Source organism: Mycolicibacterium novocastrense (assembly GCF_001570485.1).
GTDB classification, from domain to species: Bacteria; Actinomycetota; Actinomycetes; order Mycobacteriales; family Mycobacteriaceae; genus Mycobacterium; species Mycobacterium novocastrense.
The window spans coordinates 153,310-174,456 of the sequence record NZ_BCTA01000026.1 but is presented as its reverse complement, the minus strand read 5'-3'; the positions used below and the strand labels follow the sequence as shown (position 1 = coordinate 174,456).

Below are 21,147 nucleotides of genomic sequence, written 5' to 3'. Positions count from 1 at the left end.
GCCGCCAGCGGTGTTTGGTGCTCAATTCCGTTGTTGCCCTGGGATTTTCAAGGCATTCAGCGATCCCCCAGCGGAGTGCGGTACACATCACACTTCCCTCCCGACGCCGCCTGACGTTTGCTGAAACGCGCCGTTTCGGCGCTTTTACCAGCTTAGACCGCGTTATAGAAGTTTGCGAAAAGCCTAGCCAGATTCTTAGGAAACCGCCTTCAGGCTGGCTTCGGGGGTGAGGTCCAGCCGCCGCAGCAGCTGGGCATTGAGCGCCACCACGACGGTCGACGCCGACATCAAGATCGCGCCGACGGACATCGGCAGGATGAAGCCGATCGGCGCCAGCACCCCCGCGGCCAATGGCACCGACAACAAGTTGTATCCCGCTGCCCACCAAAGGTTTTGCTTCATCTTGCGGTACGCGGCCCGCGACAGCAGCAGCACCGACAGCACCGAGCGCGGATCCGACCCGGCCAGGATCACCCCGGCCGAGGCGATCGCCACGTCGGTTCCGGCGCCGATCGCGATGCCGACGTCGGCCGCAGCGAGTGCGGGCGCGTCGTTGACCCCGTCCCCGACCATCGCCACTTTGCGCCCTTCGCGCTGCAACTCGGCCACCTTCGCCGCCTTATCCTCCGGCCGTACGCCGGCGAAGACGCGCCCGATCCCCAGGTCGGCGGCCACGGATCGCGCAACGGCCTCCGCGTCGCCGGTGATCATCACCACTTCGATGCCCAGCTTCGTCAGCGCCTCGACCACCTGCGCGGACTCGGGTCGCACCTCGTCGGCCAGCTTGATCGCACCCACGGCGTCTCCGTCGACGACGACGTGCAGGATGATCGCCCCTTCGTCTCGCCACTGTCGCGTTTCGGGGAGGTCGGTCAGCCCCGCTTCGGACAGCATCCGCGGCCCACCGACCTGAACGCTGCGGCCCCCGACCGTGGCCTTGACGCCCACCGCCGGAGACGAGCTGAAGTCGGTGGTCGGCGGCAGCGTCAGCGACCGGTCGCGCGCGGCCGCGACGATCGCCCTGGCCAGCGGATGCTCGGAGTACGCCTCGGCCGCCGCCGCCCACGTCAGCACGTCCTCGGCGGACTGTCCGGGTGCGGTCGCGACCGCGGTGACCGTCGGCTCCCCCTTGGTCAGCGTGCCGGTCTTGTCGAAGAGCACGGCATCGACGGTCCGCATGCTCTCCAGCGCCAGCCGGTCCTTGACCAGAACGCCCCCGCGCGCGGCGCGTTCGGTGGCGATCGAGACGACCAGCGGTATCGCCAGCCCGAGCGCGTGCGGGCAGGCGATCACCAGCACCGTGATGGTCCTGACGACGGCCGCTGCGGGCATCCCCGCAAACGACCACACCACCGCGGTGATGACGGCCGCCGACAACGCGAACCAGAACAGCCAGCCCGCCGCCTTGTCGGCCAGGCGCTGGGCCCGCGACGACGAGTTCTGCGCCTCGGTCACCAACCGCTGGATACCGGCGAGCGTCGTGTCGTCGCCGACCGCGCTGACCCGCACCCGCAATCCCGAGTCGGTGGCCACGGTGCCGGCCACGACGCGGTCGCCGGCCTCACGGCGGACCGGACGCGATTCGCCGGTGACCATCGACTCGTCGACGTCCGCGGCGCCGTCGACGATCTCGCCGTCAGCGGGGATATTGCCTCCCGGACGCACCAGCACGACGTCGCCGACCCGCAGCTGCGCCGGTGCGACGGTCTCCGTGCCGCCGTCGACGACCCGCTCGGCCTCGTCGGGCAGCAGCGCAGCCAGCGAATCGAGCGCGGACGTGGTCTGCGCGAGCGAGCGCATCTCGATCCAGTGGCCGAGCAGCATGATCACGATCAGCAGCGCCAGTTCCCACCAGAAGTCCAGCTCGTGGTGCAGCACGCCGAGGCTGGCGCCCCAGGACGACAGGAACGCCACCGTGATCGCAAGACCGATCAGCAGCATCATTCCCGGTGCGCGGGAACGGATTTCACTGACCGCCCCGGACAGGAAGGGCCGCCCGCCCCAGACGTACATCACGGTGCCGAGCACCGGCGGAACCCATCGGATCCCGGGGATGTCGGGCAGCGAGTAGCCGAGGATCATCGCGAACATCCCGGACAGCGCGACCGTCGGTACGGCGAGCACGAGCATGGTCCAGAACAGGCGCCGGAACTCGGCTACATGGCCGGAGTGGTCATGACCGCCCGAGTGGCCGTTCGAGTGGCCGCCCGGATGGTCGTGGCCCGAATGACCCTCCGCGGCCGTGTCCGGGTGTTGTGCACCATGGCCGGTATGCGTCATGTCGGCCATCGTATACCCCCTAGGGGTATATAGCCAGGGGTTGTTCGGTCACGCTGTATCCCGATGTCACATCCACTGAACACTCCGTTGGGCCGGTTCGGCATCGCGACGTCCGTGGACGCGCCCGGTGAGTGTGTGGCCTCGATACCGGTGGGCGGAATGGTGAACCCGCTGACCGGTGCCCCGACCATCGCGCCCATGGCGATGCTCGTCGACCACGCGTGCGGCCTCGTCAACCACCGGCGCCGCGCCGATGACGAGTGGACCGTGTCCAGCGAGCTGTCCCTTGAAGCAGATCCCCACGCCGCCGAAATCATCGCCGGTGCACCCGATGTATCGGTGGTCGCGACCGCCCGGCCGTTCGGCGCCAAGAGCGACGTGGCGTTGGCGCTGTGCGAACTCACCCACCGCGGCACCGTGCTCGCCACCGCCACCGTGCGCTCGTTCTACATCCAGTCGCCCGCCGACATCGCACCGTTCCCCGACGGCCCATCCGGCCCGCTGCCGCCCGGGACGCTCGCCGACCGAATGGCGGTTCGCGTCGCCGAGAGCGGCGGTGCGGGGCGGGTCCTGCTGCAGGACGAGGACCCCGTGCTGAACAACGCGATCGGCATCGTGCACGGCGGGGTGACGGCGATGGCGCTGGAACTGGTCGCGGCCGCCGCACTCGACACCGACGGCCCCGACCGGCCGCTGCGGACCGCGTCGCTCCGGGTCAACTTCATGCGGCCCTTCCACAGCGGACCCGAATCCCGTTATGTGGGAACCGCTTTGCGTGTCGGGCGCAGGACGGGTGTTGCCGAGGGGCAAGCCGTCGGGCCCGGTGGCGGTGTGGCGATCATCGCCAGACTGACCGCGTACCGCTGACAGTCGCGCTAGCATCTGGAGACCATGGCCGAGACCCGTGAAACCGGCGGCGGCCTCGGCGGATTCATTCGGCGCTCCGGTTACATCCGTAAGTGGCTGATCCTCGGGATCGCGATCGGCGTCATCGCCGGCCTCGGCGCGGTGGTGTTCTATCTGGCGCTCGACTATGCGGGCGACTTCCTGCTCGGCGACCTGGCCGGCTACCGGATCCCCAAACCGGTCGGCGACGGCGGCGACCCCGGTTCGGCCGGCTTCGACCGGCCGTGGGCCATCCCGCTGGTGGTCTGCGGCGGCGCACTCGTATCGGCATGGCTGGTCGCGAAGTTCGCTCCGGAGGCCGAAGGACACGGCACCGACAGCGCGATCGAGGCCGTGCACACCGATCCCCGCGCCATCCGGGGACGAGCCATCGTGATCAAGACCATCGCCAGCGCGTTGACCATCGGGTCGGGCGGCTCGGGCGGGCGCGAGGGCCCCGCGGCGCAGATCTCCGCGGGCTTCGGATCCCTGTTGACGAAGTGGCTGAACCTGTCCGACGAGGACGGACGGATCGCGGTGTCGCTGGGCATCGGATCGGGCATCGGGGCGATCTTCGGCGCCCCGCTGGGCGGAGCGGTGCTGGCGGCATCGATCGTGTACCGCCGGGACTTCGACTATCAGGCGCTGATACCGGGATTCATCACCTCGGCGACCGCCTACTCGGTGCTCGGTTCGATCCTCGGCTTCGACCCGCTGTTCGGGTTCGTCGCCGCCGACTACCGGTTCGAGAGCCCGCTGGATCTGAGTTGGTTCGTCGTGCTCGGTGTCGTCGCGGCCGGCGTCGGATACCTCTACGCGCGCATCTTCTACGGCACCGTCGCGCTGACCGCGCGACTGCCGGGTCACAAGGTGCTCAAACCCGCGGTGGGCGGGCTGGCGGTGGGGTTGCTGGCGCTCGCGATCCCGCAGGTGTTGGCCAGCGGGTACGGATGGGCACAGAAGGCCACGGCCACCGACACTTTGATGGCGATACCGCTGTGGATCGTACTGATCCTGCCGCTGGCCAAGATCGTGGCGACGTCGCTGTCGATCGGCACCGGCGGATCCGGCGGTATCTTCGGACCCGGTGTCGTGGTGGGCGCATTCGTCGGCGCCGCTCTGTGGCGACTCGGCGATCTGGTCGACGCTCCCGGAATCCCCGACAGCCCAGCCACGTTCGTCGTTGTCGGCATGATGGCGTGTTTCGGCAGCGTCTCGCACGCCCCGTTGGCTGTGATGATCATGGTGGCGGAGATGACCGGCTCGTTCTCGGTGATCCCGTGCGCGATGGTGGCGGTCGGAATCGCCTACATGCTGGTGTCGCGCACCGACGTGTCGATCTACCAGGCTCAGCGTCTCGACCGCGAAACCGCGCGGGCGCAACGCGGTGCCGGCTGACGCCGGTCACCTCCGCCGGAAGCCTTACTTACCCGAGGACTTCTTCTTCGCCTGGCTGGCGGCCGACTTCTCCGTCCTCGCACCCTCGTTGGCCAGCTGGCCACCGGCGTTCTCCAGGTGTGCGCGGACGAACCACTGGAACTTCTCGAGCTCGGCGGCGTGGCCGATCAGAATGTCCTCGGTCACCGGGTCGGCGTCCTCGGCCTCTTCGATGTTCTGACGGGTGTCCTCGATGATCCCGTCGTAGACGAGGTCGAGCGCAGCGAGGTGCGCCTGCACGGTGTCGCGATCGAGCGAGTAGTCATCCCAGCTGCGGTCCTCGATGATCGCGCCGGGCGTGCCCTTCGGCGAGAAGCCGAGGGTGGCGATCCGTTCGGCGACCTCGTCGGCGTAGCCGCGCACCAACTCGACCTGCGGATCGATCATCTCGTGTACGCCGATGAAGTTCGGGCCCACCACATTCCAGTGGATGTGCTTGAGGGTCAGGTGAAGATCGTTGTACCGGCTCAACTGCTTCTGCAGAAGTTCGGCGACCTTCGCGGCGTCCTTGTCAGTCATACCGGGCACTGTGTAATTGGATCTAGGCATGGAAGCTCCTTTGCACGCATAGGGTGTCGTCGCTTCGACTACCCGCTGCATTGGTGCGGTAATCCACCACGTCTCAGGCGTCACATCTCGATCAGATTCGGGATCGCCATGCGCGGCCCGAATCGCGGCAGCACCGCAAGCCCGCTGACCTCCAACAGGCGCACCGCGCGGTGACGGTGAGGTCGAAGCGGTTCGAGCAACTCGACCATCGTGGGATCGTCGATCGGATGCCCCAGGAGGCTCCAACCGACCATCTTCGCCAGGTGGTAGTCGCCGACCGAGAGCGCATCCGCGTCACCGAATGCGCGCTGACTCGTCTCCGCGGCGGTCCACTCACCGACTCCCGGAAGCGACGCCATCGCGACGCGGGCGTCGGCCGGTGACCGGGCGCCGAGTCGTTCCAGGGAGTCGGCGCGTTGCGCACACACGACGACGGTCCGTGCGCGCCGGGGGTCGACGTTGGCGCGGTGGAACTCCCAGGACGGAATGCGGCACCAGACCTCACCGGGAGGCGGGACCCGCATGTGCGCAGGCGCCGGTCCGGGCGCGGGGGCCCCGTACTTGGTGACGAGCAGCCGCCACGCGCGGCGAGCATCCTTGCCGTAGACCCGCTGTTCGAGCACCGCGGGAATCAGTGCTTCGAGCACGGCGGTCGGTGCGGCCCAGCCGCAGATGCCGCACGCGTCGATGCGCGGCGGCGATGGTCGGTTCGGTGGGCACGAAACCGACGCTGTCGTCGTACGCGCCGAGCAGGGCGGGCAGGGTCTCGGCGAATTCTCTCGCGCCGTCACCCCATGCTTCACAGTCGACGGTGTCGGGTGCCGATTTGGTGAGACGCGCGGCGACGGGCCCGCTGCGCATCAGGCTGGTGCGCCAGATGGCGCCATCGGGAGCGTCGTAATAGCAGGGGTCCGTTCGGCCACGCCGCAGCGGCGCCAGAGTCAACGCAGGGCTGACCGGGCCGTCGAAGGCGACGCTGACCGAGGTGTGCACCGGCCAAGGTTATGCCTGGGCGACGACGATCTCGGCTTTGTCCGGGTAGAACGCGACATGCCCGGCGATGGGGGCGACTGCCGGGTATGGCGTCTCATAGGTCCAGATGGCGTCCTCGACGACGGCGCCGGCCTCGGTCACCACGTGGAAGTAGGCTGCGTCGCCCTTGAACGGGCAGTACGTCTGGGTGTCGCTGGGCCTGAGTTTGTCTTGGACGACGTCGGCGAACGGGATGTACTGCACGGCCGGGTACGTCGACTCCTGCAGCGTCAACGCTCGGTCGGTGTCGGCGACGATCTCGCCGTTCACCCGGGCGGTGACGTGTCTGCCGGTCGGCGCGACGGTGATCGGGTGTTCCGCGGTGGGCTCGAGTACGGAGCGATCGCTCATATCAACGCCAACGTACGAGGTGACGGCTGGATTCCGGACGTGTCATACCCCGGTGGCATACTCGAACACATGTTCGGAGGACAGTTCGCGGAGGTGGACGACGCCGCTCTCGTCGCCGCCATCGCCGACGGTGCGCGTGCGGAGGCCGAGGCCGCGGCGCGCCGGTTCGCGGCCATCGCGGAGCTGACCCGGCGCAAGGTCAGCGAGGATGACGAACGCAATCTGTGTGCGTTCGACCCGTGGGACAGCGTCGCCGCCGAGGTGGCCGCGGCGATGACGATCGGGCATCGCCGCGCGTCCGGGCAGATGCGGATCGCGCAGGCGTTGCGCGAGCGGCTGCCCCAGGTGGCCGCGTTGTTCGAACGGGGCGGAATCGGTGCGCGGATCGTCTCGGCGATCACCTGGCGCACCCAACTTGTCGAGGAGCCTGAGGCGTTGGCGCTCATCGACACGGCGCTTGCCAAACGGGCGTCTCGGTTGGGTCCTTTGTCCGAGCAGCGGTTGGACGAGGCCATCGACGCGCTCGTCGACAAGTTCGACCCAGAAGCGGTGCGGAGAAGTCGGTCGACGGCGCGCACCCGGGATTTCCACATCGGTGATCTCGATGACCCGGTCGGCACCACTTCGGTGTGGGGCAGGCTGTTGGTCACCGACGCCGCTGTCCTCAAAAGCCGCCTCGCCGAGATGATGCAGGGGCTGTGCGACAACGATCCGCGCAGCATGGGCGAGCGCCGAGCCGACGCTATCGGCGCGTTGGCCGCCAACCAAGACCGGTTGGGTTGCGCATGCGGATCGCCGACGTGCGCCGCGGCCGCTCCGCAAACGTCGAACGTCCTCCTCCACGTGATCGCCGACCAAGACGCTTTCAAAAATGCCGCTGCTGCAGCAGGTAACGACGCGACTCCTGCGACCGATAGCGACACGGACGACACCGCCCCGCCGCAGCCCGACTCACCGGGCGCCGAGAAGCGGGGCACCGCGGTACTACTGGGCCACGGTGCACTGCCCACCTCACTGCTGCCCTGGCTGATCAGCCGCGGCGCTAAGGTGCGTCCGATCAAAATGCCTGGGCCCGACGCCGAGGCGCGATACCAGCCATCGACGGCGCTGGCCGAGTTCGTGCGCATGCGTGATATGTACTGTCGCGCACCGGGATGCGATGTGCGCGCCGACCTTTGCGACATCGACCACACGACCCCGTGGCCGCTCGGGCCCACGCATCCGTCGAACCTCAAGTGCTTGTGCCGCAAGCACCACATGATGAAGACGTTCGATGGGTGGCTCGATGTTCAGCTGCCCGACGGCACGGTGATCTGGAAATCACCGAGCGGCAGGACCTATACCACGACACCCGGCAGCAAGTTGTTCTTCGATTGGGACACCACCACCGCCAACCTTCCACCACCACCGCCCGTTTCACCGTCGCTGGCTGATCGCACGGCGAAGATGCCGAAGCGAAAACGAACGCGGGCCGCCGACTTCGCCGCGCGGATCAAGGCCGAGCGGGCACGCAACGTGGACCCCGCACCGTTCTGAGCGAGATACGCACGAGCCATCGCGGGTGTCTGCTCGATGAGGCGCGATCCGATTCCTCAGTAGGTGGTGTAATCGGTTGATGGGCGATCTGGACAAGCGCGGCGCGGTGTACGTGTTGACCCTCGGCGAGGACGAGAACCGCTTCCACCCCGACCGGCTGGCAGCGATCAACTCCGCACTCGACGAGGTGGAGGCCGCCGATGGGCCGAGGGCCGTCGTCACCACGGGCAGCGGCAAGTTCTACTCCAACGGTCTCGACCTGGACTTCATGGCGGCCAATCCCGATGCGGCCGAGGCCAACCTCGCCGACGTGCACGCGCTGTTGGCGCGCGTGTTGGCGTTCCCGGCGCCGATCATCGCCGCGGTGCAGGGACACGCGTTCGCCGCGGGCGCGATGCTGGCGCTCTCCCACGACCAGATCGTCACGCGCGCCGATCGCGGCTTCTTCTGTCTGCCGGAGGTCGACCTCGGTATCCCGTTCACGGCAGGCATGAACGCGCTCATCCGGTCTCGGCTGCCGATCGCGACCGCGCACGAGGCCATGACCACCGCGCGACGGTACGGCGGCGAAGACGCCCGCGCGGCGGGAATCGTCACGGCCACCGCCGGGGAGGGTGAAGTCCTCGACGCGGCGGTCGCCCGCGCCGAGGCATTGGCCGCCAAAGCCGGGACGGTGTTCGGCACGATCAAGGCGCGCTTGTACGCCGAGGTGATCGCCGAACTCAACGTCCGCTAGGCACAACGCTCAGAAGGCCCAGCGGTGATACTGCGCCATGTACCGCAGCGACGGCACCACCGACATCGCCTTACCCAGCGCCCGGTAGTACCACGCGACATCGCGAAACGTCGGGGAGTCGAACGGTGACACCCACGCCAGCAACCGCACACCGGGCACCGCCGCACCGATGTCGTCCGGGCCGTCGATCCCCCAGTGCAGCGTCGCCCCCGCCCGCCGCACCACCGCATTCAGGAACTGCGACCGGATGCCGAGCCGGCTGAACGCATCGAATTGCAGTTCCCCACAGGGGAACCCGTCGACAACCCGTCGCAGCAGTGCCCCACCGTCGGATTCGGTCAGATACATGGTCAGACCCTCGGCGATCATCAAAACAGGTCGCTCCGAGGGAATCTCAGACAGCCACGACGCATCGGCGACCGAGGCGCCGATCACCCGATAGTGGTCGCGAGCCGGATAGAGCTCTGTGCGCAGGTCGACCACCTCCGGGTAGTCGATGTCGAACCAGTCGACCCCCGGCCCGGGATCGATCCGAAAGGCCCGCGCGTCCAGCCCGCACCCGAGGTGCAGTACGACCGCCCGCGAATGCACCGCTAAGAACTGGCGCGTCCACCTGTCGAAGTGCGCGCTACGGGTGGTCACCGACGCCGAATTCGCCGGTGTGATCGACGTTTTCGACCAGTCGTAGTCGATGCGCCCGACGATGTCCTTGGCGAACCGATCCCCCAGAATCGGTTTCGGCAGATCGGCGTCCAGCGCCTTGGCGTAGAACGTCGCGAGCATGGTCTGCGGCGCACCGGACAGATCGACGTGCAGCTTGTCGGACATCTCCTGCGAGCTAGCCGGCCCTGCTCGTGCGCCGCGCGTCCCGCAGCCCCACCCAGAACCTCGCGGCCTCACGGATCGACTCCTCGACTGGCCTTGGCCGCCAACCCAGTTCGCGCCGAGCCTTACTGCAATCCACCGGCGCTTCCGCGCGCATCAGTCGCAGCGAGCCGAGCGAGAACTTCTCGTCCTTGCCCGTCAGCCGCGCCTTGGCGGTGCCCAGGGCGGCCATCGCATATGAGACCGGCAGCGGGATCGACTTCGTCGGCGCCGGCATCCCGGCGGCTTCGGCCGCGATGCGCACCACCTCCGCGTTGCTGATCATCTTCTCCGAGATCAGGTACCGCTCGCCGACACGGCCGCGTTCGGCGGCGAGCAACATCGCGCGAGCGGCGTCGTCGACACCGACCGCCTCGAGCTCGATTCCGCGCATCACGAAGGGCAGCTTGCCGAACGCCGCCCCCGCGATGATCGCGCCGTGCGGGGTGCGGCCCCAGTCGCCGCCGCCGTACGTCGTCGACACGCACATCGCCACCGCGGGCAGGCCGTGCTCGCGCGCATACCGCAGCACCAGCGTCTCGGCCTGCACCCGTGAGCGCACATACGGCGTCAGACCCTTGTCGACGATCACGTCGTCCTCGGTCGCGACGTGCCCGCGCCTGCGACCGACCGTCACATAGCTGCTGGTGTAGACGAACCGCCGCAGGCGCATGTCCTTGGCGACCTCGAGCACGTTCCGGGTGCCCTCGACGTTCGTATAGAACAGCGGCGTCGGGTCTTTCAGCCAGCCGCGGGTGTCGACGACGCAGTAGTACACGTCGTCGACTCCGGTCATCGCCGCGCGCAGCATGTCGTTGTACCAGATGTCGCCCAGGAATCGCTCGACCGGAAGATCGTCGATGCCCTTGGACTTCGCGTTGGGGCGCACCATGACTCGGACGTCGTGGCCGTCGGCCACCAGCTGCCGGGTGACGTGGGAACCGAGGAAGCCGTTGGCGCCGATGACCAGCTTGCTCACTTGCCTCCTCCGTACTGCTTCATCCACTCCTCGGCCTCGGGCGGCAGCGTGCCGAGTTCGGCTGCCTTGCGGCACCATTTCACCGCCGCCTTGACGAACCGCAGCGGGTTGTAGATGTCCTCCTGCCGCCGCCACAGCCCGTCGCCGGCGTAGGTGACGATCGAGATGTTGGTGGCGCTGATGACGGTGCCGTCGCCGGGATCGCGCATCGGGTTGTCGAGCTCGCAGATGACGCGGGCCGTCGCCTCGTCGATCACCGTCCACAGCGACGGAAACGACGTCATGTAGCTACCGGGGAACGACTCCATCGTCTTCCAGATCCAGGGGCGCACCTGCTCGCGGCCGCGCATGGTGCCCGCCGCGTGTTCGACGTAGACGACGTCGTCGGTGTACTGGTCGACCCAGGGGTCCCAGTCGCGGGTCTGCGCGGCGCGGTCGACCGTGGCCTCGAACTGCTGGAACGCCGCGGCGAGTTCGTCGCGGCTGAAGGTGCTGCCCGTCACACCAGAACTAGAACACGTTCTACCGAGCTTGTCGAGGGAGCGCGGTGAGCACCTGGCGGCTGCCCAGCGGATTCTGCAGCGGGACGTCGAGGATCCCCGCCACCGCGATCAGGATGCAGGGCCGGTCCACGGCTTCGGGGAGTGTGCCGCCGAGAAGTTCGACGGTGACGGTCTCGGACGTCTCCTGCACCGTCGCGTGCACGCCGTAGCACTGTGGGGTGCCGGTGGTGAAGTGCACCCCGACGGCGCGGTCCCCGGCGACGCGATTGAACGATTCGGCGTGCATCGGATGCGGGTCGACGATCGCGGGATTGTCGATGAACAGCAGGCCCGGATAGCCCTGCCGCTCGGGCAGCACAGCCGTCTGCGCCGACACCGCCGGGGCCGCCCACACGGCCAGCACAGCGGCCATCACGGCGAGGAGTGTGCGCATCACACAACCGTAATCAGCGGCCGGAACACGGCGGTCGGTTCGGCGGTTATACAGGCACTATGGCAAAGCAATACCACAAGAATCCGGCCGCGGTGAACGCCTTGTCGCCGGAGCAGTACCAGGTCACGCAGCGCAACGGCACCGAGCGGCCGTTCACCGGCGAGTACTGGGACAACCACGAGCCGGGCATCTACGTCGACGTGGTCTCCGGCGAGCCGCTGTTCGCATCGGTGGACAAGTTCGACAGCGGAACGGGGTGGCCCAGCTTCACCCGGCCGATCGAAGCGACCAACGTCGTCGAGAAGCGCGACTTCTCGCACCTGATGATCCGCACCGAGGTGCGCTCGGCGCACGGCGACAGCCACCTCGGCCACGTCTTCACCGACGGGCCCCGCTCAGCGGGTGGGTTGCGCTACTGCATCAACTCCGCTTCGCTGAGGTTCATCCACCTCGACGACCTCGAGGCCGAGGGGTACGGCGATTACAAGAAGCTGTTCGTGAATGAGGAGGCGCAGGCATGAGCGAAGTGAAGAGGGCGATCCTGGCGGGCGGTTGCTTCTGGGGCATGCAGGATCTGATCCGTAAGCAACCGGGCGTGGTGTCGACGCGCGTCGGCTACACCGGCGGCGAGAACGCCAACCCCACCTACCGCAATCACCCCGGCCACGCCGAGTCGATCGAGATCGTCTACGACCCGGCGCAGACCGACTACCGCGCGTTGTTGGAGTTCTTCTTCCAGATCCACGATCCGACCACGAAGAACCGCCAGGGCAACGACATCGGCACCAGCTACCGGTCGGCGATCTTCTACCTCGACGAGGAGCAGAAGCGCGTCGCGCTGGACACCATCGCCGACGTCGACGCCTCGGGGCTGTGGCCGGGCAAGGTCGTCACCAAGGTGACCCCGGCATCCGACTTCTGGGAGGCCGAACCCGAACACCAGGATTACCTGGAGCGCTACCCGAGCGGCTACAGCTGCCATTTCCCGCGCCCGGGCTGGAAACTGCCCAAACGCGAAACGGCCAACCAGTAGCGCGCTAGGTGCGGTGGCGCACCACGACGCGCCCGCCGTCCTTCGGGGTGAACGCGATGCCGCGGAAGTGCACCTTCTCGTCGGGTGCGTCATCGGCTTCGATCACGAAGTGGCGCAACACCGTTCGCAGGACGACGTCCATCTCGACGTTGGCGAACGCGGCGCCGATGCAGCGGCGGGTGCCGCCGCCGAACGGCACCCATGCCGTCGGCGGGCGCTTGCCCAGGAACCGGTCCGGGTCAAAACGTTCGGGGTCAGGGAACACGTCGGGATTGGCGTGCATGTTCGCCAGCGCGACCATCACGGTGTAACCGTGCGGGATGCGCCACTGCCCGGCGTCGAAATGCGGTGCCAGGACGTGGCGTCCGGAGAAGTCGATCACGGTCCGGTTGCGCTGCAACTCGTTGATGAAGGCCTGGCGGTACTCGTTGCCGCCGGCGTCGTTCTCCTCGACCAGCTTGGCGAGCACCGCCGGATGGCGGCGCAAGCGCTCGAACGCCCAACCGAGCGTCGACGCCGTTGTCTCGTGGCCGGCGCCGAGGAGGGTGAGCAGCTCGTCGGAGATGTCCTGGTGCGACATCGGGGTGCCGTCCTCGTAGGTGCTGCCCAGCAGCAGCGCCAGGATGTCGGTGCGCTCCTCGCGGGCGGGATCCTTCTCGGCCTTCTCGATCAGCGCGAAGACGGTGCGGTCGAAGTTGCGCCGAAACGTCTCCAAACGCCCCCAGGGGCTGAACGGGCCCGTCTTGAACGGCGGTTCGGGCAACGTCGCCATGCGCGAACCGAGCTTGGCCCACGGCGGGATGATCTCGCGCAGATAGTCCAGTTCGGCCCCGTCGGCGCCGAACACGGTGCGCAGGATGACATTCAGCGTGATCCGGTTCATCGGTTCGAGCGTCGCGAACTCGACGCCCTCGGGCCAGGTCGCGGTCTCGCGAAGCGTCTCCTCCTCGATGATCTTCTCGTAGTTCTTGATGCTCTGGCCGTGAAACGGCGGTGCGAGCAGCTTGCGCCGCTTACGGTGCTCGGCGCCGTCGAGCGCGAACACCGAACCGGGGCCGAAGATCCGGGACAGGTTCGGCTGCACGTTGATCAGGTCGTCGGTGCTCGCCAGATACACCGTCCGGATCAGGGCGGGATCGGCGATCACCACGCTGCGGCCGAAGAACGGCACGTTGATCGCGAACACCGGACCGTATCGCTTGAGCGCCTTCCCGAGGAACCAGCGGCGAAATCCCGCCATCAGCACCATCTGAACGGGTTTGGGCAGCGGTACCGCCGGCGGCAACTTGCCGGGCGTGACCGGGGCGTGCTGATCGGTGGCGGTGGCGTTCGTCATCGGTTCCTCGGCTCCTCCTGCGCGAGCGGTGTCTTGCGGCGGTGCACCACAATGCGGCCGCCGTCCTTCGGGGTGTAGGCCACGCCGCGCGAATGCGTCTTCTCCGCGGGCGCCGCGGTGGTGTCGATCACGAAGTGGCGCAGAATCGTTCGCAGCACCACATCCATCTCGACGTTGGCGAACACGGCGCCGACACACCTGCGGGTGCCGCCGCCGAACGGGATGAAGGCGAAGGTGGGCGGCCGCTCGTCGAGGAAGCGCCGCGGGTCGAAGCGCTCGGGGTCGGGAAACTCGGCCGCCCTGTCGTGCATCAGCGAGATGCTGGCCAGCATCGTATGACCCTGCGGCACAACCCAATCGCCCAGCTCGAAGGTGGGTGAGTAGACGTGCCTGCCCGCGAAGTCGATCACGGTGCGTGACCGCTGCACCTCGGCGAGGACGGCCTGGCGGTAGTCGTTGTCGTCGGTCTGCGCCTCGGACACCAGCCTGTCCAGGACGTCGGGGTGGCGGGTGATCCGCTCGAACGCCCATGCCAGGGTCGAGGCGGTGGTCTCGTGTCCGGCGGCCAGGAGGGTCAGCAGTTCGTCGCCGATGTCCTTGCGCGACATCGCGGTACCGTCCCCGTAGGTGCTGCCGAGCAGCAGCGCGAGAACGTCTGTCCGCTCGTCGAATCCGGGGTCGGCCGTCACCCGGTCGATCAGCTTGTCGATGGCCCGGTCGTACTGTCTGCGGTACTCAGCCAGCCGCCCCCACGGGCTGAACCGGCCGTACGTGCGCGACGGCGCGGGCAACGACGCCAGCCGCGATCCGAGCGTCACCCAGGGCGGGATGATGCGCCGCAGATCGTCCAGTTGCTCTCCATCGGCGCCGAACACCGCCCGCAGGATCGCGTTGAGGGTGATCCGCATCATCGGTTCGAGAACCGGAAACGCCTGGCCCTCGGGCCAGTTCGCTGATTCGCGCAGCGTCTCCTCTTCGAAGATCGCCTCGTAGTTCTTGACGCTCCTGCCGTGGAAGGGCGGGGTCAGCAATCGGCGTCGGCGCCGGTGTTCGGACCCGTCGAGCGCGAACACCGAACCCGGGCCGAGCACCCGCGACAGGTTGGGCTGGATGTTGCCGACGTCGTCGGTGTTGGCCATGAACATCTGCTTGGCCAGCTGCGGGTCGCCGACGACGACCGTGCGCCCGAAGACCGGAACGTTCATCGTGAAGACCGGGCCGTAGAGGCGGGCGAACTGGGCGACGGTCCAGCGCCGGGACACCGCGAAGGCCAGGCCCAGCAGCGGCTTGGGAATCGGCACCTTCGGCGGCAGGTTGCCCGCGCCAGGCGGCACCGCGGCGCGGGCGGGCTTGTCGACCACCAAAGCTTCGCTCATGACGCTCCCAGCCGGTTCCCCGGTACTACGATGTACCGCAGGTTCGTGTAGTACGGTACCGTTTGGTACCAGTAGACGCAAGGCTGTCGAGGAGGGCGGTATGACCACTGCGCTGGACAACGGCGCGCATACCGCGACCGACGGCGCGTTCCGCGACCGCCTGCTCGACGGCATGGCCGCCTCGATCACGCAGCGCGGCTATCGCGACACCACTGTCGCCGATATCGTGCGGCAGGCGAAAACCTCGAAGCGCACCTTCTACGAACAGTTCGCGAGCAAAGAGGAATGCCTCATCGAACTGCTGCGGCGCAACAACGAGACGATGATCGCCGGCGTCCGCGCAGCGGCGGAACCCGATGCCGACTGGCGTGACCAGATCCGCTCGGCGGTAACCGCTTACGTCGACCACATCGCGGCGCGACCGGCCATCACGTTGGCGTGGATCCGCGAGGCGCCCGCACTCGGCGCCGTCGCACATCCGCTGCATCGGGAAGCCATGGAGCATTTCACCGACATGCTGGTCGACATCAGCAGCACCCCCGGCTTCCAACGCGCCCAGCTGACCCCGATTTCGCGTCCCCTGGCGCTCATCATCCTGGGCGGCCTGCGGGAGCTGACCGCGCTCTTCGTCGAGGACGGCCACGATCTGCGCGGCATCATCGAGCCGGCCATCACCGCGGCGGTGGCGATCCTCGGTTCGCGCTGAGGGCACCGCCCGTTCCCCGAAACCGACGAACTGGTCGCCATCGGCGACCGAAAGCAGCCATTTCGTGGGTCTCGGCGCTCAAGCGGCTGAAGCGGCTTCAGCGGCTTCAGTTCAGGATCAGCCGCGCCGATTTCTCCAGTCGCTCCGCGATTTCGAGGTAGGACGCGTATCCCATACCCGCGCGCACCAGCGCGCCGGAGTACAGCATCTCCAACGTGTCGATGATGTCGGGCTCGGTGTCGGCGCCCAACGCCGCTGCCAGCCGGTCGCGGATCTCTCGGCCGATGCGGCCCCGCAGCACCTCGACGTCGGGGTCGCGACCCAGCAGCGCCGTCGTCACCGCACCGGCGAAGGCGGGCTCGTCGGCGACCAGCAAGGCGATGTGGCGCAGCACCTCGATGACCCGGGCAGCGGGGTCGTCCGACTCGTGCGCCGCCGGCGGAGACGCCGCGAGCCTGCGCCAGAAGACCTCGGCGACAAGGTGTTCCTTGGAGGAGAAGTAGGTGTAGGCGGTGGCCGCCCCGACGCCGGCATCGGCGGCCACGCGGCGCACCGTGAGCCCGGCGAAGCCCTCGCGGTGCAGGAGTGCGACCGCGGCGCGGCCGAGGCGGTCGACGGTGTCGGCCTGCTTGGCGGTCAGGCGGCGCCGAGTCGACTCCATGGCCGTGTCGGACACATGTCCGGACGCTACTACAACACCCCTGCACCAGCAACGATTCACGCCGAGTAGGTTCGTACCGATGCGCACCACAGACGAACTCTTCGCCCTGGCCGAGCAGGTCATCGGATTCATGCCCGCCGACGAGGGCCGGGCCCTGTTCGACGCCGCCGTGAAGTACCTCGGCGACGGTATCGGCGTCGAGATCGGCACGTACTGCGGCAAGTCCACCGTGCTGCTCGGCGCCGCCGCACAGCAGACCGGCGGCGTGCTCTACACCGTCGACCACCACCACGGTTCCGAAGAACACCAGCCCGGCTGGGAGTACCACGACGAGTCGATGGTCGATCCGGTCACCGGCCTGTTCGACACCCTGCCGACGGCGCGGCACACGCTCGACTCCGCCGGCCTCGACGACCACGTCGTCGCGATCGTCGGCCGGTCGCCGGTGGTGGCGCGGGGGTGGCGAACTCCGTTGCGACTGTTGTTCATCGACGGCGGTCACACCGAGGAAGCCGCACAACGTGATTTCGACGGCTGGGCCAGGTGGGTGGAGGTGGGCGGAGCGCTCGTCATCCACGACGTGTTCCCCAACCCCGACGAGGGCGGGCAGGCGCCGTTCCACATCTACCAGCGGGCGTTGAACACCAACCACTTTCGCGAGGTTTCGGCAACCGGATCCATGCGGGTGCTCGAACGCACGGACGGCGCCGTCGGCCAGCCGCTGTGATTAGCGGTCGCTGGTCGCACACTCGCAGTCGTACTCGCCTTCGAGACCGCGCGGAAGGTCCGTCCCGCGGAAGATCCCGCTAGCGGCCGATGTCGACGACAGCGCGTCGGCGGCCAGAATCATCGCCGCACCGGTCCACGTCGTGCGTTCCTCCGGCCAGCGCTTGCCGTCAGCGAACACCAGACCCGTCCAGTACGACCCGTCGTCCTCGCGTAGATGGTGCATCGCGGCGAACTGCTCTCTGGCGCGCACCGGATCGCCCATCGCATCCAAAGCCAGTACCAGCTCACAGGTTTCGGCGCCGGTCACCCACGGCCGGTCGTCGACGCACCGGATACCCAGTCCGGGAACGACGAAGTCGTGCCACCGCTCGTCGATCCGCTCTCTGGCCGCGCCACCGCGCACCGCACCGGTGAGCACCGGGTAGTACCACTCCATCGACCAGCGGTCCTTGACCGTGAACGCCTCGGGATGATGGGCGATCGCATGGCCCAGCCGGCCGACCGCGACCTCCCATTCCGGCTGCGGGTCGTCGAAGTAGTCAGCGAGTGCGAGCGCACATCGGATGCTGTGATAGATGCTGGCGCACCCCGTCAGCAGGGCTTCGGATTCGATGGCCGAAGGGCTTCTCGCCCAGGCGATCTCACCGCCACTGAGCTGCATGCCGAGTACGAAGTCGATCGCCTTGGTGACCACCGGCCACATCGTCTCCGCGAACCGCCGGTCACCGGTGACCAGCACGTGGTGCCAGACGCCGGTCGCGATGTAGGCGCAGAAGTTGCTGTCGCTGTTGGCGTCTTCGATCACGCCGTTGCGCAACTGAATGGGCCACGATCCGTCGGGGCGCTGGTGGGTGCGCGACCACTCGAACGCCGCGCGGGCGGGTTCCAGCAATCCGGCGACGGTCAGCGCCATCGCGTTCTCGATGTGATCCCACGGATCGGTGTGGCCACCATCGAACCACGGCAGCGCACCCGAGGACTCCTGGGTAGCGGCAATCGATTTCGCGGTCTGGCGGCACTGTTCGGGTGTCAGCACCCCGGGGATGCCCGGGACGCCTTGGAGCTCAGGCGTTCGCACCGGCGCCCACCGGTTTGGTGAAGTACAACGCGACGCTCTTACCGATCAGCGGGTTGAGCAGCGACTCGGCCGTCCTGGTCAGCCACGGACGGCTCATCATGTCCCACACCAGCATCCGGTGGTACGCCTTTACCGCCAGGTGATCCGAATTCTCGGTTCCCACCGCGCATTTGAGCCACCAGTACGGGGAGTGCAGTGCGTGCGCATGATGCGTGTGCTCGAGCCGCAGGCCATGGGCGAGCACCTTGTCCCGCAACCGGTCGGCGTGATAAATCCGCACGTGGCCGCCCTCGTTGGCGTGATATTCGTCGGACAACACCCAGCAGAGCTTCTCGGGCAGCCACCGCGGCACCGTGACGGCGAGCGTTCCGCCGGGCTTGAGCACCCGGACCAGCTCGGCGATCGCCTTCTCGTCCTCGGGCACGTGCTCGAGGATCTCCGAGGCGATCACGCAGTCGAAAGTGCCGTCGGCATAAGGCAGATCGAGCGCGTCACCCTTGACCGCCTCGGCCTTGGCCGTCACCGGCGCCTCGCCCTGTTCGCGCATGGCGGTCAGGATCTCGTCGACGTCGTTGAGGTCGGCGGCGCTCTGGTCGAACGCGACCACGTCCGCGCCGCGCCGGAAGGCCTCGAAGCTGTGCCGTCCCGCGCCGCAGCCCACGTCGATCACCTTCGTGCCCGCGCCGACACCGAGCAGGTCGAAGTCGACCGTCAGCATGCGCCCACCCGTTCACGCGCCTTCTCGTAGACCGCAACCGTCTGCGCCGCAACCGATTGCCAGCTGAACACCTCCACCGCGCGCTTGCGGCCGTTCGCGCCGAGGCGGGCCAGCTCACGCGGCGAGTCGAGCAGTTCGCCGAGCACCGCGGTCAATTCGTCGACGTCGGCGGGCTTGACCAGCCGGGCGCAATCCCCGTCGGCGCCCACCACCTCGGGCAGGGCGCCGGCGCGGCTGGCCACGATGGGCGTGCCGCTGGCCATGGCCTCCACCGCAGGCAACGAGAAACCTTCGTAAAGCGAAGGGATGCACGCCACTTCGGCCGAGGCCAACAGGTCGGCCAGTTCGCTGTCGGACAACCCGCTCGAGCTGTGCACGATATCGGAGATGCCGAGCTCGGCGATCAGCTTCTCGGTGGGACCGTTCGGTTCGAGCTTGGCGACCAGTTGCAGTTCGAGATCGCGTTCCACGCGCAGCCGGGCCACCGCGTGCAGCAGGTGCCGAACCCCCTTGAGCGGAACGTCGGCGCTGGCGATCGCGATGATGCGGTTGCGCACCCGCCGCTCGGCGGGCTTGAACATCGCGGTGTCCACCCCCAGCGGCACGACGTGCAGTTGGCTGGGCGCGACACCGAAGTCCTCGGCGATGTCGGCCGCCGAGGTCGACGACACAGTCAGCAGTTCGGGGATCTCTCGGGCGACTTCCTTCTGCATCTCGGCGAAGCCGTACCACCGTCGGACCAGCGGTTTGCGCCACCACTTGGCGGCGGCTACGTCGACCACCTTGTCGCGGGTGATCGGGTGATGCACGGTGGCGACCACCGGAAGGCCGAGCCCGGCGATCTTGCGCAGCCCGGTTCCCAGGCACTGGTTGTCGTGCACGACGTCGAACTCGTGGCGACGCTCGGCGAGCACCCGTGCGGCGCGCAGGCTGAAGGTGCGCGGTTCGGGGAAGCCCGCCGTCCAGGTGGTCAGCAGCTCGAGCAGATCGATCGACGTCTTGATCTCGTTGGGCCACGGGACCCGGAACGGGTCGGGTTCGCGGTAGAGGTCCAGGCTGGGCACCTCGGTCAGCCGGACGCGCGGATCGAGTTCCTCCGGATAGGGCTGACCCGAGAACACCTCGACCTCGTGGCCCAGATCCGCAAGGCCGCGGGACAGGTAGCGGACGTAGACGCCTTGCCCACCACAGTGGGTCTTGCTCCGGTACGACAGAAGGGCGATGCGCATGTTCAACTCAAGACGATGCGCAGAAGCGGCTGAATCCAGGGCCGGTGAGCTGGACAAATCGAGTCACGCAACAACTCCGAACCTTCTGGACATGTGTCCAGACTATAGTTTGACGTGCTAGCGGACGCAACGCGGCCATGATGCCTTGACTATCACAGTGGCCGGGGGTGCTGCCCGTCGGCCTCTCGGTTCCACGGTCCGGTGACCGGGTATCCGCCCGTCATGAGCAGACACATCGAGGCGACCTTCCAGATCGCCAGCTGGGATGAGACGCCGTTCGAGGACGGCGACGAGTCCACCAAGCTCACCGAGGCCCTGGTCACCAAACGCTACGAGGGCGACATCCAGGGCACGTCGACGACCAAGTGGCTGTTGGCCTACGCGCCGGACAAGAGCGCGTTGTTCGTCGGCATCGAGCACGTCACCGGGACCATCGCGGGCGCAACCGGCGGCCTGGTGTTGCTGCACGACGGCGCCTACCGGGACGGTGTGGCCAGTGGGGAGGTGCGGATCGCCTCGGGCACCGGCGGGCTGGCCGAGGCAGCGGGCAGCGGGAAGTTCCGCGCCGACCCGGCCGGGGCGCTCACCCTCGACGTCGACGGTCTGGACATCGCGGTCACCTAGAAAATCACCCCCTGGTGACGGGCGTGGAGCGCCGATTAGTGGAATGACTCCCCCGAACGTCCCCTTAAGATT

General features: G+C 67.8%; 22 protein-coding genes and 1 pseudogene. 9 read left to right on the top strand and 14 right to left on the bottom strand.

What is annotated here, in order from left to right:
- Positions 1-195 precede the first annotated feature (195 nt).
- Positions 196-2,289 carry a heavy metal translocating P-type ATPase gene (locus RMCN_RS09235; protein ID WP_067388553.1) on the bottom strand — a complete coding sequence of 698 codons (2,094 nt, stop codon included), beginning with the start codon at positions 2,287-2,289 and terminating at the stop codon, positions 196-198.
- Between the two features lie 54 nt (positions 2,290-2,343).
- On the opposite strand from RMCN_RS09235, the gene RMCN_RS09230 reads away from it, so the two are divergent.
- A complete protein-coding gene (locus RMCN_RS09230; protein ID WP_067388552.1) occupies positions 2,344-3,147 on the top strand; it encodes a PaaI family thioesterase in 804 nt (267 codons plus the stop codon).
- Positions 3,148-3,171: 24 nt separating this feature from the next.
- The gene (locus RMCN_RS09225) at positions 3,172-4,563 is read left to right on the top strand and encodes a chloride channel protein (protein ID WP_067388551.1); all 1,392 of its coding nucleotides are present in this window, start codon (positions 3,172-3,174) and stop codon (positions 4,561-4,563) included.
- 24 nt (positions 4,564-4,587) lie between these two features.
- On the opposite strand, the gene RMCN_RS09220 is transcribed toward RMCN_RS09225, so the two are convergent.
- The 3 genes and pseudogenes from RMCN_RS09220 to RMCN_RS09210 all read right to left on the bottom strand — a co-directional run bounded on the left by RMCN_RS09220 (position 4,588) and on the right by RMCN_RS09210 (position 6,534).
- The gene (locus RMCN_RS09220) at positions 4,588-5,151 is read right to left on the bottom strand and encodes a Dps family protein (protein WP_064413089.1); all 564 of its coding nucleotides are present in this window, start codon (positions 5,149-5,151) and stop codon (positions 4,588-4,590) included.
- Positions 5,152-5,231: 80 nt separating this feature from the next.
- Positions 5,232-6,144: pseudogene (locus RMCN_RS09215) on the bottom strand (DNA-3-methyladenine glycosylase family protein).
- A 9-nt stretch (positions 6,145-6,153) separates the two neighbouring features.
- Positions 6,154-6,534, bottom strand: a complete 381-nt coding sequence (locus tag RMCN_RS09210) for a DUF427 domain-containing protein (RefSeq protein ID WP_067388550.1) — start codon at positions 6,532-6,534, stop codon at positions 6,154-6,156.
- A 69-nt stretch (positions 6,535-6,603) separates the two neighbouring features.
- Between RMCN_RS09210 and RMCN_RS09205 the strand changes: the two genes are divergently transcribed.
- Together RMCN_RS09205 and RMCN_RS09200 are read left to right on the top strand one after the other, a co-directional pair.
- Positions 6,604-8,070: an HNH endonuclease signature motif containing protein gene (locus tag RMCN_RS09205; RefSeq protein ID WP_067388549.1), complete on the top strand. Its 1,467-nt coding sequence runs from the start codon at positions 6,604-6,606 to the stop codon at positions 8,068-8,070.
- Between the two features lie 79 nt (positions 8,071-8,149).
- Entirely contained in the window at positions 8,150-8,806 is a 657-nt protein-coding gene (locus RMCN_RS09200; protein ID WP_067388548.1) for an enoyl-CoA hydratase-related protein, read from the top strand.
- 9 nt (positions 8,807-8,815) lie between these two features.
- Here the strand turns inward: RMCN_RS09200 and RMCN_RS09195 are convergent, their stop codons facing one another.
- From RMCN_RS09195 to RMCN_RS09180, 4 genes are read right to left on the bottom strand one after another with little or no spacing between them, the layout of a single operon-like run.
- Positions 8,816-9,634: a class I SAM-dependent methyltransferase gene (locus tag RMCN_RS09195; RefSeq protein ID WP_067388546.1), complete on the bottom strand. Its 819-nt coding sequence runs from the start codon at positions 9,632-9,634 to the stop codon at positions 8,816-8,818.
- A gap of 10 nt (positions 9,635-9,644) precedes the next feature.
- On the bottom strand, positions 9,645-10,649 hold the full coding sequence (locus RMCN_RS09190) for an NAD-dependent epimerase/dehydratase family protein (RefSeq protein WP_067388544.1): 1,005 nt from the start codon (positions 10,647-10,649) through the stop codon (positions 9,645-9,647).
- Positions 10,646-11,152, bottom strand: coding sequence for a nuclear transport factor 2 family protein (locus RMCN_RS09185; protein WP_064413082.1), 507 nt, complete (start codon positions 11,150-11,152; stop codon positions 10,646-10,648). Before RMCN_RS09185 ends, RMCN_RS09190 begins: the two co-directional genes overlap by 4 nt.
- Before the next feature lie 19 nt (positions 11,153-11,171).
- Positions 11,172-11,585 (bottom strand): hypothetical protein, encoded by a 414-nt coding sequence (locus RMCN_RS09180; protein WP_067388542.1) that lies wholly within the window; start codon positions 11,583-11,585, stop codon positions 11,172-11,174.
- Positions 11,586-11,644: 59 nt separating this feature from the next.
- Between RMCN_RS09180 and msrB the strand changes: the two genes are divergently transcribed.
- The gene (msrB, locus tag RMCN_RS09175) at positions 11,645-12,106 is read left to right on the top strand and encodes a peptide-methionine (R)-S-oxide reductase MsrB (RefSeq protein WP_067388540.1); all 462 of its coding nucleotides are present in this window, start codon (positions 11,645-11,647) and stop codon (positions 12,104-12,106) included.
- Complete coding sequence (gene msrA, locus RMCN_RS09170; protein ID WP_067388539.1) at positions 12,103-12,618, top strand: peptide-methionine (S)-S-oxide reductase MsrA; 516 nt, start codon at positions 12,103-12,105, stop codon at positions 12,616-12,618. Before msrB ends, msrA begins: the two co-directional genes overlap by 4 nt.
- Positions 12,619-12,622: 4 nt before the next feature.
- On the opposite strand, the gene RMCN_RS09165 is transcribed toward msrA, so the two are convergent.
- Positions 12,623-13,954 carry a cytochrome P450 gene (locus RMCN_RS09165; protein ID WP_067388537.1) on the bottom strand — a complete coding sequence of 444 codons (1,332 nt, stop codon included), beginning with the start codon at positions 13,952-13,954 and terminating at the stop codon, positions 12,623-12,625.
- Positions 13,951-15,330, bottom strand: coding sequence for a cytochrome P450 (locus tag RMCN_RS09160; protein ID WP_067388535.1), 1,380 nt, complete (start codon positions 15,328-15,330; stop codon positions 13,951-13,953). Before RMCN_RS09160 ends, RMCN_RS09165 begins: the two co-directional genes overlap by 4 nt.
- Positions 15,331-15,430: 100 nt before the next feature.
- Between RMCN_RS09160 and RMCN_RS09155 the strand changes: the two genes are divergently transcribed.
- A complete protein-coding gene (locus RMCN_RS09155) occupies positions 15,431-16,036 on the top strand; it encodes a TetR/AcrR family transcriptional regulator (protein WP_064413076.1) in 606 nt (201 codons plus the stop codon).
- Positions 16,037-16,142: 106 nt separating this feature from the next.
- On the opposite strand, the gene RMCN_RS09150 is transcribed toward RMCN_RS09155, so the two are convergent.
- Positions 16,143-16,712 (bottom strand): TetR/AcrR family transcriptional regulator, encoded by a 570-nt coding sequence (locus tag RMCN_RS09150; protein WP_064413075.1) that lies wholly within the window; start codon positions 16,710-16,712, stop codon positions 16,143-16,145.
- A gap of 64 nt (positions 16,713-16,776) precedes the next feature.
- On the opposite strand from RMCN_RS09150, the gene RMCN_RS09145 reads away from it, so the two are divergent.
- Complete coding sequence (locus RMCN_RS09145; RefSeq protein WP_064413074.1) at positions 16,777-17,424, top strand: class I SAM-dependent methyltransferase; 648 nt, start codon at positions 16,777-16,779, stop codon at positions 17,422-17,424.
- Here RMCN_RS09145 and RMCN_RS09140 read toward each other — a convergent pair whose 3' ends face one another.
- The 3 genes from RMCN_RS09140 to RMCN_RS09130 are packed head-to-tail and all read right to left on the bottom strand — an operon-like array spanning position 17,425 to position 20,451.
- Entirely contained in the window at positions 17,425-18,471 is a 1,047-nt protein-coding gene (locus RMCN_RS09140) for an MMP endo-(1,4)-3-O-methyl-alpha-D-mannosidase (protein WP_067388796.1), read from the bottom strand.
- A 19-nt stretch (positions 18,472-18,490) separates the two neighbouring features.
- Positions 18,491-19,222: a class I SAM-dependent methyltransferase gene (locus RMCN_RS09135; protein ID WP_067388533.1), complete on the bottom strand. Its 732-nt coding sequence runs from the start codon at positions 19,220-19,222 to the stop codon at positions 18,491-18,493.
- Entirely contained in the window at positions 19,216-20,451 is a 1,236-nt protein-coding gene (locus RMCN_RS09130) for an MMP alpha-(1->4)-mannosyltransferase (protein ID WP_064413072.1), read from the bottom strand. The genes RMCN_RS09135 and RMCN_RS09130 overlap by 7 nt, the downstream gene beginning before the upstream one ends.
- A gap of 222 nt (positions 20,452-20,673) precedes the next feature.
- Here RMCN_RS09130 and RMCN_RS09125 point away from each other — a divergent pair, with 222 nt between their 5' ends.
- Positions 20,674-21,075 (top strand): DUF3224 domain-containing protein, encoded by a 402-nt coding sequence (locus tag RMCN_RS09125; protein WP_067388793.1) that lies wholly within the window; start codon positions 20,674-20,676, stop codon positions 21,073-21,075.
- Positions 21,076-21,147: the final 72 nt, after the last annotated feature.

Excerpts from the sequence above, each read along its gene's own strand:
- RMCN_RS09235 (WP_067388553.1), bottom strand. The coding sequence starts at position 2,289 with ATGGCCGACATGACGCATACCGGCCATGGTGCACAACACCCGGACACG.
- RMCN_RS09230 (WP_067388552.1), top strand. The coding sequence starts at position 2,344 with ATGTCACATCCACTGAACACTCCGTTGGGCCGGTTCGGCATCGCGACG.
- RMCN_RS09225 (WP_067388551.1), top strand. The coding sequence starts at position 3,172 with ATGGCCGAGACCCGTGAAACCGGCGGCGGCCTCGGCGGATTCATTCGG.
- RMCN_RS09220 (WP_064413089.1), bottom strand. The coding sequence starts at position 5,151 with ATGCCTAGATCCAATTACACAGTGCCCGGTATGACTGACAAGGACGCC.
- RMCN_RS09210 (WP_067388550.1), bottom strand. The coding sequence starts at position 6,534 with ATGAGCGATCGCTCCGTACTCGAGCCCACCGCGGAACACCCGATCACC.
- RMCN_RS09205 (WP_067388549.1), top strand. The coding sequence starts at position 6,604 with ATGTTCGGAGGACAGTTCGCGGAGGTGGACGACGCCGCTCTCGTCGCC.
- RMCN_RS09200 (WP_067388548.1), top strand. The coding sequence starts at position 8,150 with ATGGGCGATCTGGACAAGCGCGGCGCGGTGTACGTGTTGACCCTCGGC.
- RMCN_RS09195 (WP_067388546.1), bottom strand. The coding sequence starts at position 9,634 with ATGTCCGACAAGCTGCACGTCGATCTGTCCGGTGCGCCGCAGACCATG.
- RMCN_RS09180 (WP_067388542.1), bottom strand. The coding sequence starts at position 11,585 with ATGCGCACACTCCTCGCCGTGATGGCCGCTGTGCTGGCCGTGTGGGCG.
- msrB (WP_067388540.1), top strand. The coding sequence starts at position 11,645 with ATGGCAAAGCAATACCACAAGAATCCGGCCGCGGTGAACGCCTTGTCG.
- msrA (WP_067388539.1), top strand. The coding sequence starts at position 12,103 with ATGAGCGAAGTGAAGAGGGCGATCCTGGCGGGCGGTTGCTTCTGGGGC.
- RMCN_RS09165 (WP_067388537.1), bottom strand. The coding sequence starts at position 13,954 with ATGACGAACGCCACCGCCACCGATCAGCACGCCCCGGTCACGCCCGGC.
- RMCN_RS09160 (WP_067388535.1), bottom strand. The coding sequence starts at position 15,330 with ATGAGCGAAGCTTTGGTGGTCGACAAGCCCGCCCGCGCCGCGGTGCCG.
- RMCN_RS09155 (WP_064413076.1), top strand. The coding sequence starts at position 15,431 with ATGACCACTGCGCTGGACAACGGCGCGCATACCGCGACCGACGGCGCG.
- RMCN_RS09145 (WP_064413074.1), top strand. The coding sequence starts at position 16,777 with ATGCGCACCACAGACGAACTCTTCGCCCTGGCCGAGCAGGTCATCGGA.
- RMCN_RS09135 (WP_067388533.1), bottom strand. The coding sequence starts at position 19,222 with ATGCTGACGGTCGACTTCGACCTGCTCGGTGTCGGCGCGGGCACGAAG.
- RMCN_RS09130 (WP_064413072.1), bottom strand. The coding sequence starts at position 20,451 with ATGCGCATCGCCCTTCTGTCGTACCGGAGCAAGACCCACTGTGGTGGG.
- RMCN_RS09125 (WP_067388793.1), top strand. The coding sequence starts at position 20,674 with ATGAGCAGACACATCGAGGCGACCTTCCAGATCGCCAGCTGGGATGAG.